The sequence below is a fragment of the Paracoccus sp. S4493 genome (assembly GCF_000967735.1).
Lineage (GTDB): Bacteria > Pseudomonadota > Alphaproteobacteria > Rhodobacterales > Rhodobacteraceae > Paracoccus > Paracoccus marcusii.
The window spans coordinates 1-11,743 of record NZ_JXYF01000278.1 but is presented as its reverse complement, the minus strand read 5'-3'; the positions used below and the strand labels follow the sequence as shown (position 1 = coordinate 11,743).

Genomic DNA, 11,743 nt, shown 5'->3' with positions numbered 1-11,743 from the left:
TGCGCATCCTTTCGAAACCAAGCCAAGGAGGCGATCATGGCGATTTATCATTTTGACGCCTCGGTGATCTCCCGCAGCAAGGGACGGTCCGCGACTGCCGCAAGCGCCTATCGTGCCGCCGAGCGGGTCGTGGATCGTCGGACCGGCGAGGTGCACGACTACACGCGGAAGCACGGTGTCGAGCACAGCGAGATCCTCGCCCCCACGCATGCGCCTGATTGGGCGCGGGATCGCTCTGCGCTGTGGAACGCCGTGGAGCTGGCCGAGCGGCGCAAGGACGCGCAGGTCAGCCGCGAGGTCCGCGTCGCCCTGCCGTCCGAGCTGACGCCTGAGCAGAACCGCGATCTGGTGCGCGGGTTCGTCCAGGCGCAGTTCGTCGCCCGGGGGATGGTCGCTGACATCGCCCTTCACGCCCCGGGGCGTGAGGGAGACCAGCGCAACCACCATGCGCATATCATGCTGACCACCCGAGAGATCGGACCCGAGGGGTTCGGAGCCAAGAACCGCGACTGGAATGCCAAGGAGCTGCTGGTGGACTGGCGGTCGTCCTGGGCCGAGCACGTCAACCGGACGCTCGAGCGCTGCAGCGTCCATGAGCGCGTGGATCACCGCACCCTGGAGGCGCAGCGCGCGGAGGCGCTGGAGCGGGCTTCTGTGGCCGAGCACAACGGCGACGAGCGGGTCCGTGTCGCAGAGATGACGCGGGCGGTGGAGTTGGACCGCCCGCCCTTGCCCGATGTCGGCGCCCGGGGCTGGAGCATGATGCGGCGCGGGATCGCCACACCGGCCTCCGATCGCTGGCAGGAAGTGCGCGAGATCGGCCTTCAGGTCCGCGAGGTGGCCCGCGAGTTCCGGACACAGGCCCGCGACTGGCTGGAGCGGACCCTGGACCGGGTGCAAGAGCGCGGGGCGGCGCTTGGCCTCACCCGCGCCCCGGAGACGGCGCTGGAGCGGCTTCAGGCCGCGCGTGCATCGCGTGGGGCCGTCGATACCCCCTCGAGCGCGCTTGAACGGCTACAGGCCGCGCGGGCGGGGCGCGGTGAGGACCGAGGTGTGGAGATCGAGCGCAATATTGAGAGCGCAGGGCATGCCCTCACCCAACAGGACCGGGAGAGGGAACGCGTGCTGGAGCAGGAGCGGGCGTTGGAACGGCAGCGGGCCGCTGAGCGCGAAGGGCCCAGCCATGAAAGGTGAAAAGACGATGGCGTGTAAGCGGCAGCAAAGGTCTGCTTGACTGTCCCGCTTGCCCGCTTGCCCCATGCAGACTAACAGACGGTAATCAGAAGAGTTTTGGTCAGATGAACTGACCTACGGCGGCAGGGGCAGCAGAATGGACATCAGACGAGGGCGCCTTTGCGCCGATTTCATATCCTGCCTCATGGTTCTGGCTGCCGTCCTGTCCCTGAGCGCCTGTGCGGCCAGACCCGGGCCCGAGGTTCTGCGCATTACCGAGGCGCACGTTCCCGGTGCACAGACCGTCACCGTCTATGCCGCCACAACCCGCGCACGGGCGGCCGGGAATGTGAATGTCTTCACCTCGGGTCGCGCCAGCCAGCCAAATTACGCGTCCTTTGACATCTCGGTGCCGCCCAACCACCAGCCGGGCCGGATTGAATGGCCTGAAGAGCAGATCGATCCGCAGACAAGCTTTGCTACAGTGGGACAAACCAATCTGACCCAGCAGGGCCTTCTGCAGCAGGTGGCGGGATCAGGGGACGGTAGGAAGGACGTGGTCATTTTCATTCATGGCTACAATTACAGCTTCCCCGAGGCGCTGTATCGGCTGACCCAGATAAAGGTAGATGGCAATCTGGACGAGACCCCGATTCTGTTCGCCTGGCCCTCTCAAGCCGCCGTTGCGGGTTATGTGGCCGACAAGGAATCCGCAACCTATTCGCGCGATGCGCTGACTGATCTGCTGGCCGCGCTGGCACGCGACAGCCGCATCGGCACGATCACCGTCTTTGCCCATTCGATGGGCGGCTGGCTGACGGTGGAAGCGTTGCGCCAGTTGCGTTTGTCGGGGCAGGACGATGTCTTTAACCGTCTGACGGTTGTGCTTGCAGCGCCCGATATCGACGTGGATGTATTCCAGGCGCAGATGCAGGTTATCGGCCCGATGACGCCGCCAATGACGGTGCTGGTCTCGTCCGATGACCAAGCGCTGCGCGTCAGCAACCGGCTGAGCCGCTCCCGCGCGCGCATCGGCGCGCTGGACATCACTGACCCGGCCGTGCAGCAGGCTGCGCGCAAGGCCCAGCTTGCGATTATCGACATCTCCAGCGTCGAGGCCTCGGACGGTCTGAACCATGACCGCTATATCAAGCTGGCCACCCTCTATGCCAACCGGCGCGACGAGGGGGGCGACACGCCTGGACCCGGTCTTCGCAGCACCGGTGCCTTCGTGTTCAACACGGTGGGCGCCACCATCTCCAGCCCCTTCTCAATCATCGGCGAGGCTTTGGAGGGTGGGTAAGACCGGGCCGCAGCCTGGGCGCCGACTAGGATCTGGCCGAGGGTGGCTTGCCGGGGCGGCCTTTGCGCTTGGTGTGCTGATCGCCGCGGCGCTTGTCGGTCTGACCGTTCGCTTTCAACTGGACGGTCCGGCGCGCTGGTTCTGGATCCTGGTCGTCGTCGCGACGGCGCTTGCCGTTCTGGCGCTGCGCGCGACAGGGCGACGCAGCGCCAGCCGGGCGGTTCTGCTGGCCTCCATTATCGGTGCTCTGGGCTGGTGGCTAACGATCCGGCCTTTGGGGGATCGGGACTGGGCAGCCGATGTCGCTTATGGCGTGACCGCGCGGATCGAGGGTCAGACCGCCATTTTGGACCACGTGCGCAATTTTGATTGGCGCAGCAAACAGGACTTCACCTCGCAGTGGGAAACGCGCCGCTATGACATCAGCACGCTGTCATCGGTCGATCTTGCCACATCGACATGGGATAATCCGGCCATCGCCCATACGCTGGTCAGTTTTGGCTTTTCGGACGGGGCATACCTGACCTTTTCGGCCGAGATCCGGCGCGAGCGGCACGAATCTTTTTCCGAGATCGGTGGTTTCTTCAAGAAATTCGAACTGGTGTTGATCGCAGCCGACGAAGCCGACATCCTGCGGCTGCGCACCAACATCCGCCGCGAGGATGTCGCTCTGTACCGGCTGAATCTGACTCCAGCGCAGCGCCGCGCGCTGTTCATGACCTATCTGGAGAAGGCCAACCAGCTGGCGGCCCAGCCCGCTTTCTATCATACGATTACCGCCAACTGCACTACAATCATCTTTCAGCTGGCCCGGCTTGTCGCGCCGGGTATCCCGATGGACTGGCGCATCCTTCTGTCCGGCTATCTGCCAGATTACCTGCATGACCACGGGGTGACCGACGCCGGGCTGCCGCTAGAGGAGCTCAGGGCGAACGCCCGTATCAGCGCCAAAGCACAGCAGGCCGATCCCGCCATTCCCTATTCCATCGCCATCCGGGCTGAGGATCCGTCCAAGCGCTGACCGCCGCCGGGGGGGGGCGCAAGGCGGCGTGCTCTGGCCTCCGTCGCCGCCCGCGCAAACGCCCGTTGAGCGCTCTCCAACTTGCCCCGGGTCTCCAAGAAGGGGTCGCTTGCTTGGACGTTCCGGTGTCGCAAACCTCGGCTCGATCGTGTTCGGTCCATACCCGGCTTAGATCTGGATGGAAATCGACAGATCTGCGCGTCCTTTTCGGCCAGCGTATGAGCGCCGGCGCAGTTCGCATTGCGCACGTAGGCAATGACGGGAACGCCGGCCTCCGGCAGCGCGCCAGCGAGAGCGCCGCCTCGGATTCCGGCCGCAAGCGTTACGAGGGCGGGCCTGTTTTTATCGAGTATTATCTAAAGTGGTTTTCCAAAAAATAGTCCCGGAGAGGTTCTGGGGCTAAGCATCCATGCCTAGGTTTATGAATTGCACAAAATTAAATTGTGCGCTATGTAACAAACAGTGAGCGACAAAAGGAAGCTGTTATGAGTCATCTCTATACCACCAGAGTCACCGCAGTTGGTGGCCGTAACGGCACCATCAAGAGCGAGGATGGCATTCTTAATCTGCAACTGGCCATGCCCAAGGAACTGGGCGGCAAGGGTGGTGCCACCAACCCCGAACAGCTGTTCGCGGCCGGCTATGCCGCGTGTTTCGAAAATGCAGTTATTCATGTCACGCGCGGCCAGAGCGACAAAGTCCGTGACAATGCCATCGAGGTGGTCGGCGAGGTCGGCCTGCTGCCCAACGGTGCTGGCGGATTTAACCTGGCCGTTACGCTCTATGTCGAGATTGCCGGCCTCGATCAGGCGAAGGCTGAGGAGATCGTTCGCGCCGCGCACGCCGTCTGCCCCTATTCCAATGCGATTCATGGCAACGTCGATGTGAAGATCAACGTCAGCACGCGGGGATGACCATGGAGGGGACACAGAACGGGGATGCGGAAGGCGTGAACCGGGTCCTGCTAGAGCAACAGATCTGCTTTCGCGTCTATGTTGCCTCCAACCTCGTGACGCGACTGTATCGCCTGCATCTGGACGCGATGGGGCTTACTTACCCGCAATATCTGGTCATGCTGATCCTGTGGGAAACCGAGCTGCAGTCGGTCAGCCAGCTCGGCGACCGGCTGTATCTGGACAGTGGCACGCTGACGCCTCTGCTCAAGCGGCTGGAGGCCGCCGGGCTGGTGGTCCGTAGGCGTGACACGATCGACGAACGGCGGGTTCTTATTGCTCTCACCGAAACCGGGCGTGCCCTGCGCGAACGTGCGGACGCAATGCTTAGAGCATTGGAAGGAGAAACCTGCCTCTTGCCCGGAGACCTCGATGTGCTCGGTGAGCAGTTAGACCGGTACATCTGGGATCTCAGCGCACAACTGGGTACTCAAGGGCGGGTTGATGCCCCGCCCGTTGATTGATGACCTTTTGCGATCTGAAAAGATTTTAAAGGATCTAAGGCCAAGCGAGGCAGATCATCAACAAGCACGCTACACAAATGACTGCCTCCTATCAACACTGCACACTGAGCATTTTTGTCGCTTAGTGTTGACATGGCACTCAATGCCATAGCACACTATCCTATGAGTTTAATACCTGCCAACACCCATCTCTCGCTGCGCGAAAGGCAGAATGCCGCCGTCCGTTCTGAGATTGTGCAGAGCGGGATCAAACGGTTCCTAGACTGCGGCTTCGATGAGACGACGACGGACGAGATCGCGGACGATGTTGGTGTGTCCCGGCGGACTGTGTTCCGCCACTTTCCAACCAAAGAGGACATCGTCCTCAGCTGGCCGTTAGCATCCGTCGGCCAACTCAGGGCAGCCGTGGCAGCCTGTCCAGCGAACGAACCACCTCTTGTCTGCATGCAGTCAACCCTAGTCAAACATGTCGCGGCCCAAGCTGAGCGCCACCCGGGCGCCCTCTTGATTGCCAAACTCATCGAGAAAACGCCCCGACTTCGATCGCGCAGCCACGAGCTCACAGACGCTTGGAAATCCGCTCTGACCGAGGGGCTGATCGATCGCAATCCGGATCAGGCGGCACAAGCGCCACTTATCTCCGTAGTGGCGGTGGCGACGGCGCGTTTAGGCGCTCGCCGCTGGTTAGCCGCCGACGGCGCTATCACCCTGACAGCGTCCATTAACCACGCCTTCGACGAACTCGCCCTCGTGGGACTTTAAAAAGTCTCCTCCTCTCCCTCCTCTCGATCGACCCCGTCATGACCGACCGCCCCCCTGCCAGATCTGCCGATGATCCGGCGGCAGCCACCGCTGGAAAGCCGGAGATGGAGATCCTCCATCCCGATCCTGCGGCAGCGGCCGCTCCGGCGCGCAAGAACCCGGCGAAGAAAATCGCACTGGTCGTGATCCTCCTACTGGGCCTGCTCATGGCATGGTACGTGGCCACTGATCGTCTAGCACCCTATTCTTCGCGCGGGGCGGTCGCCGCTTATATTGCGCAGATCGCACCGCGAGTTTCCGGGCAGGTGACGGAAGTCCTGGTTCAGGACAACGCCATCGTCAATTCGGGTGAACCGCTCTTCCGCCTCGACAGCCGGCCTTTCGAAATCGCCGTCCGTCAGGCCGAGGCCAATCTCGCACAAGCGACTCAGTCGATCGACGCGTCCTCCGCATCTCTCGTCGCGTCACAGGCGCAAGTGGCTCAGGCAAGAGCAAATCTTGACAACATTCGAGCTGCAGCGGAGCGGACCCTGGCTTTGGTGGAGCGCGGGATATCGTCAGGTGCACAGCGTGATGCGGCCGAAGCCGATTTACGCACGGCGGAAGCCCAGTTTAGCACGGCGGAGGCGAACCTTCGCAGCGCCGAAGCACAACTCGGGGAACTGGGGCAGGACAACCCACAGATTCAGGCCGCGCAGTTCGCCTTGGAACAGGCGCAGTACGACCTCCTGTCGACAACGGTCGTCGCGCCTGGGCTGGGCGTCGTCACGAATGTTCAGCTGACGTCCGGTCAGTATCTGGCCGCCGGCAACCCGGGCCTCACCTTCCTGGATGCACAAGGCGCTTGGGTTGTTGCGGACTTTCGTGAGAACCAGCTTGCCAACGTCAAGCCTGGAGATCGCGTCGGCCTTTTGTTCGATGCCGTCCCCGGTACGATTTTTCATGGCCGCCTCGACAGCATTTCCTGGGGCATCGATCCGGGGCGCGCCAGTGTGGGCGGCTTACCGCAGAACCAACCCGAGACGCGCTGGTTCGAGCCGGCCCGGCGCATGCCTGTACGCATCGAACTCGAAGGCGGCATGGATGCCTGGCCGGTGAATGTACGAGCGGGCGGCAAGGTCAGCGCGGTGATCTACACTCAGGACGACGACGGTCCGATAGCTTGGATCGCCAACGCGATGCACCATGTCCAGTCCACCTTCTCGTACCTCTACTGAGGGCGCGACATGTACGTTGTCCCGCGCCCCGAGGTAAACGATGATCCGCTGCATGCCGTCCGCCTCGCCTCGATGGCCGTCGCAACCTTTGCGTTAATCCCGTTCGTTCAACCGGCGATCCCACCGCTTCTGGTCGCGCTGCCGGTCGGTCTGATGGCCGGCATGCGCAAGGCTTTCGATCCCAAGAAGGCGTTTGGCGGTCCTATTGCCTTCATCGTCATGGTTTGGCTGATGGCCTCAATCGTCTCCTTCGCTCGGCCGATGCCGGTCGTGCTGGTGACGATCATGGGTCTCTTCTATTTCCTCGGCTTTTATCTAATTCAGAAGACCGGCAATCCGATGGGGATGCTGCTCCTCATCGTCACGGTGCTGATGTCTGTGATGGGGATGAGCTCAACGGCCGCCCTAGAGGTCATGCGCGACGGCTTCACCGAAGCCTGCATCGTAGCGGCGATCCTGATCCCGCTTCTCTACGCCATCTTCCCGCCGGCGGCGAAGGAGAACCTTGTCGAGATCTATACGCCGGCACCGGGTCCTCATGCGGCCAGCGCCCTGATCCGCGCTGGCGTCCTGCTTGTCATGAGCTTTTGGCTTTACACCGTCATCGACCTGTCGAACCTGATGCTGGCGGTCGCGGCAACCTTCGTCCTTGTCTTCCCGACGCGAGAGACATTATTCGCAGAGGCCAAAGAACGAACCGTCTCGACCGCGCTTGGCGCCTGCGTTGCAGCAATGATCCTATTTGTGCTGACCCTTAACGCGCATCTGCCGATCCTGCTAGGACTGGTCTTCCTCGCCGGCCTGTTCTTCGGCAGCCGGATGATGAGGGGATACTATCCGGGCATGGTCTATCAGTTCGGCATGTCAGTAACGCTCGCACTCGTTGCCGGCGCGCTTTCGACACAGGAACCCGCCTACGCCGCCATGACGCGTACAGTGCTCACCCTCGTCGGCGCTGTCGCCGCGGCCTATTTGACTGCCGTTCTCGAAGCGCTATTTCTGTCCAGACCCGCGCATCTGAGCGAGCCGGCGTCTCTCTTTTCCTAGTCCAACCGGCGTCCGCTTTCTGAGCATCAACGGCTGACACGGCAGGCTGACGAGCAGGCTAGGTTTCGCTAGGACCATAGTTGTTTTGATTTTAGAGTAGAGATATGTTGCTGCGTTTTTGGTTGCCGTGTTGACAACCCCCGGCTGATCCCCACCCCCCTCTCCGTTCCGGCGCATAACACCCATTACGGAGAAGAGCGCAGGGTCAGGGTTGAGTGAGCGACGTTCCGGACGGTCCGTTAACCAGGCGGAAAGGCCGCTGCCGTATCCTCCTCCCATTCCCCGGTTCCGCCTCCTCCTCCCTGCGGTGCCGGTGACACACCAGCCCCCGGTCCTGCCGCTCTCCTCCTCCCTGCGGCCAGGGCCGGGGGTCTTTGCATGCGCGACAGAGGTCAGCAGGGCGAGGCCGGTGGCTCATGGGCTATTGCTTCGCGTTCTCGGGCGCCTGTCCAGAGGCGTTGAGTAGTGAAGCCGAAGCGGCAAGGTGTTTGGAGATCCTGCTAGCAGGGTGTAACATGCGTAACTGTAAGCCTCCCAGTAAGATGAGGCGAATTGCAACACTGTGAAGACAAGCGGTTACACCTATGAGTTACACCCTAGGAGAAGCTGCGAAGGCGGTTGGTTTCAGTAAGCCTACACTTTCGAGAGCTATAAAAAGTGGAAAGCTTAGCGCAAGGCGTCTGGATGATGGCTCCTATAGTGTCGATGCATCTGAGCTGGAGAGGTGGAAGGATGCTAACGGGCACAGAAACCGTGATGTGAAGCGAATTGCAACCCCCACTGAAACACCTGAAACACCTCTTGAAACCAATGCATTGCAGGCTGAAGTTGAGAGGCTTCGTGCCCAAGTGGAATCCGATCAGCGAGAACGCGGTTTTCTTGAACAACGCATTGAGGATCTGAAGGACCGGGCGGAACGGGCGGAACGCAAGGAAGACCAACTTCACGCGCTCCTGGCAGACCTACGACCCCAAACCATCGCCAAACCGAAGGGGTTCTGGAGCCGGTTGTTTGGATAGTTGCTAGCGCAGGCTTTCTTGCTTTCCACAGTAAGCGACAAAGGCGGCACCCACATTTTTTGGGGGGTTGCCCTTGGCTGTCTCCGCATTTGCGAAAGCCAACCAGTCGGCTCGTAGGGCATAGTAGTCCCGGCCCTTCTCCTGTGCCACCGTGCGGGCCTTTTCCTCTGCCCAAACAGGCAGTGAGATGGCGGGAGTGATCTGTGCCTTGGGGTGACGGGGTCGGACTGTCACCAAGTCACTGTCATCCAGATCGAACCAATAGAACGGTGTCACATCGGCCTTGATGATCTCGCGCAGATTATGACGAAACCGTTTGATAGGGGCGTTGCTGCCCGTCTTATTCTGGAGGGTCGTCAGGCCGATCTGCCACTTCGGTTTGCTACCGCAGTGCTTCCGCGCAATCTCGTAAAGACGGCGTTCCAGTGGGCGGCGCAGTCGGAAATAGTCGTTAGAGATGGTGACAACCTGATCGGATGCTATGGCTCTCATAAGCCAGCGTGACAGTTTTACCTCGCAATAATCGAGCCGAAACCGCTCATCATCGGTGCGGACAAAGCCACCCTCGTCGATCAGTGAGAAAATTCGCGTCTCGATTTTTCCGCCCGTCCGGACATTGGTGACGAATTGCGTCCCTTGAAGGCGGGAAAAAGCGTTCTCAAGACGTTTGTAGTGATCGCCACCGATTTGGCGATTGGTTGCTATGCAAAGTTCCCGAGCCGAAAAGCGTACCGTATCCCCGATGGTTTCACCCCGGTTCTTCCTATGCATAAGCTGGCTGATAACGAAAATCAGAATGTCCTTGTCAAAGATGGTGGGCAATCCAAAGCCGGACGGTCGGATTTTCAAGACGTTGTCGTTACTTCGGTATTCGAGGTGTCGCATGTCTGGTTTAGTCGCCAGAGAGAACAGCGGATGTTCCATTGATGCCATGTCATCCTTCGGCACGGCGTCTGCGATATCTAGGACGAAGAAATCGAGGTTTGGGTGGCGATCAGGAAGTAAGCTCATGGCTGAATCTTTGGCCTATCAGGAACCTTTAACCTTGGCCTATCAGGAACCCGATAGGTGAGGCAAGACGTTTGGCCCTTTCGGAACCAAAGTTTGGCCCTTTCGGAACCAAAGTTTGGCCCTTTCGGAACCTTGTGAATAATTTTTCCATTTATAAGTAAGCGGTTATGGATAATTTTAGGGCCCGTAACTTACTCCGTAGGTAACACTACTAACACTAGGCGATATGGTGGTCTGCTTGACATTCTCACATAATGTAGACATGTTACTACAATAACCTGATGAGGAGGTGTGAGCTATGGAACTGACAACAATTACCAGCCGGACGTTCAACCAGGATGCCAGCGGCGCAAAAAGGGCTGCTCAGAACGGGCCTGTGTTCATCACGGACCGGGGTAAGCCTGCGCATGTGTTGCTCAGCATTGAAGCCTACAGGCGGCTTACAGGGCAGCGAGAGAGTATTGTTGACCTGCTGGCTGACGCGGAAGCGGCAAAGGTCTCTTTTGAACCCGGTCGACTGAGTGGCCTCACGAAGCCGGTCGATTTGTCCTGATGTTCATTCTCGATACGAACGTGGTGTCCGAACTGCGCAAAGCAAAAGCGGGGAAGGCGGATGCCAATGTTGTTGCCTGGGCGGCAGCTCAAGACCCGTCAGCCCTGTTCCTGTCGGCCATTACGCTTTTGGAGCTGGAACTGGGGATCAGGCAAGCCGAGAGGCGCGACAGCGCTCAGGGCGCTGTTCTGAGGGCTTGGATGACGGACAGGGTGCTTCCAACGTTTGAGGGGCGTATCCTGTCGGTAGACGGTCCTGTCGCGCTCTGCTGCGCTGCTCTGCACGTCCCTGACCCCCGCAGCGACAGGGATGCCCTTATCGCTGCGACAGGAATTGTTCATGCCATGCCAATCATCACGCGCAATGTGGCCGATTTCGCGCCGACAGGCGTGCAGATCATCAACCCATGGGACATCGCCTAGGACTTAACTCAATCGGACTCACTGAGTTACGTCCTGCCAGATGACACAAGCTAGTCGCTCACCGGACGGCAGTGTTTCCCCACCAAGCGTTTTGCAGTCTCGGTGGGCTGCATCCTGCTGCAACGCTGTACTCGTGTCCCAAAGGTGCTGGAACTTGGTTGCCGGCTCGCGTGCAAAGAACCCCACAGCGCCGCAGAGCGCCCCGATGAGGGCGATGATGCCTGCTCTTCGCCATCTGCCCTGCTGATAGGCCTCCAGGGCTCCCAGAAGCCGCTCTGCGGCTCTGTCGAAGGCCTTGCTGGCATCCATCTGCGCAACAGCAGCATCTACGGCCCTGTGGGTGATTTCGATGGATGTCCCGCGCATGTCGCGTGCGGCCTCACTAACGGCATGGAGAGCGGCGCGATCCTGGCGCAAGGCGTTGTCCAGAACGGCGGCGATCTTCTTGCCATTGTTCTCCCAGTCCGTGTTCTTGACGACCGTTGCCATGTAGGTGCGGGCATCCTTCACGGAAGCCGCTGTTGCGGCGGCCTGGTGCTGCACATCGATCAGCGTGGTGGTGTTCTCCGCGGTGACGGAGACCAGAGCTTCCAGCATCTCGTCCTGGGGGGTGGGGGCTGGGGCAGGGTTTCTCGGATCAGCCATTGCGCGCGGCCTTCTTGTCGAGGCTGGCCAGGAGCTGCTGAATGTCTTTCACATCGAGCTCGCGTGTCACCCGGTCGCGGATCAGGCCTGCCAGCTTTGCGGCAGCGTCGGGAGTTTCCAGTGCCGCCTTCATGACGACAGCGCCGACGATGA

General features: G+C 60.5%; 13 protein-coding genes. 11 read left to right on the top strand and 2 right to left on the bottom strand.

The features are described from left to right. The 9 genes from mobQ to TW83_RS20885 all read left to right on the top strand — a co-directional run. Positions 1–1,194 (top strand): MobQ family relaxase (mobQ, locus tag TW83_RS17150; RefSeq protein WP_239441417.1); only part of this gene is annotated, 1,194 nt, incomplete at its 5' end. A 136-nt stretch (positions 1,195–1,330) separates the two neighbouring features. Then, a complete protein-coding gene (locus TW83_RS17145) occupies positions 1,331–2,476 on the top strand; it encodes an alpha/beta fold hydrolase (protein ID WP_198144886.1) in 1,146 nt (381 codons plus the stop codon). Positions 2,477–2,549: 73 nt separating this feature from the next. After that, complete coding sequence (locus tag TW83_RS17140) at positions 2,550–3,497, top strand: DUF4105 domain-containing protein (protein WP_083445032.1); 948 nt, start codon at positions 2,550–2,552, stop codon at positions 3,495–3,497. A gap of 485 nt (positions 3,498–3,982) precedes the next feature. After that, a complete protein-coding gene (locus tag TW83_RS17135; RefSeq protein WP_045983995.1) occupies positions 3,983–4,411 on the top strand; it encodes an organic hydroperoxide resistance protein in 429 nt (142 codons plus the stop codon). Then, a complete protein-coding gene (locus tag TW83_RS17130) occupies positions 4,408–4,914 on the top strand; it encodes a MarR family transcriptional regulator (RefSeq protein ID WP_071209500.1) in 507 nt (168 codons plus the stop codon). Before TW83_RS17135 ends, TW83_RS17130 begins: the two co-directional genes overlap by 4 nt. A gap of 132 nt (positions 4,915–5,046) precedes the next feature. Then, complete coding sequence (locus TW83_RS17125; RefSeq protein WP_157001746.1) at positions 5,047–5,676, top strand: TetR family transcriptional regulator; 630 nt, start codon at positions 5,047–5,049, stop codon at positions 5,674–5,676. Between the two features lie 38 nt (positions 5,677–5,714). Then, the gene (locus tag TW83_RS17120; protein ID WP_239441416.1) at positions 5,715–6,893 is read left to right on the top strand and encodes an HlyD family secretion protein; all 1,179 of its coding nucleotides are present in this window, start codon (positions 5,715–5,717) and stop codon (positions 6,891–6,893) included. A 9-nt stretch (positions 6,894–6,902) separates the two neighbouring features. After that, positions 6,903–7,940, top strand: coding sequence for an FUSC family protein (locus TW83_RS17115; RefSeq protein ID WP_045983993.1), 1,038 nt, complete (start codon positions 6,903–6,905; stop codon positions 7,938–7,940). Positions 7,941–8,524: 584 nt separating this feature from the next. After that, positions 8,525–8,959: a helix-turn-helix domain-containing protein gene (locus TW83_RS20885; protein ID WP_157001744.1), complete on the top strand. Its 435-nt coding sequence runs from the start codon at positions 8,525–8,527 to the stop codon at positions 8,957–8,959. A 3-nt stretch (positions 8,960–8,962) separates the two neighbouring features. Here TW83_RS20885 and TW83_RS17105 read toward each other — a convergent pair whose 3' ends face one another. Then, a complete protein-coding gene (locus TW83_RS17105; protein WP_045983991.1) occupies positions 8,963–9,970 on the bottom strand; it encodes a replication initiator protein A in 1,008 nt (335 codons plus the stop codon). 298 nt (positions 9,971–10,268) lie between these two features. Here TW83_RS17105 and TW83_RS17100 point away from each other — a divergent pair, with 298 nt between their 5' ends. Together TW83_RS17100 and TW83_RS17095 are read left to right on the top strand one after the other, a co-directional pair. After that, entirely contained in the window at positions 10,269–10,523 is a 255-nt protein-coding gene (locus tag TW83_RS17100; RefSeq protein ID WP_045983990.1) for a type II toxin-antitoxin system Phd/YefM family antitoxin, read from the top strand. Then, on the top strand, positions 10,523–10,945 hold the full coding sequence (locus TW83_RS17095) for a type II toxin-antitoxin system VapC family toxin (protein ID WP_204245798.1): 423 nt from the start codon (positions 10,523–10,525) through the stop codon (positions 10,943–10,945). The genes TW83_RS17100 and TW83_RS17095 overlap by 1 nt, the downstream gene beginning before the upstream one ends. A gap of 18 nt (positions 10,946–10,963) precedes the next feature. Here TW83_RS17095 and TW83_RS17090 read toward each other — a convergent pair whose 3' ends face one another. Next, a complete protein-coding gene (locus TW83_RS17090; protein WP_157001742.1) occupies positions 10,964–11,542 on the bottom strand; it encodes a hypothetical protein in 579 nt (192 codons plus the stop codon). Between the last annotated feature and the right edge of the window lie 201 nt (positions 11,543–11,743).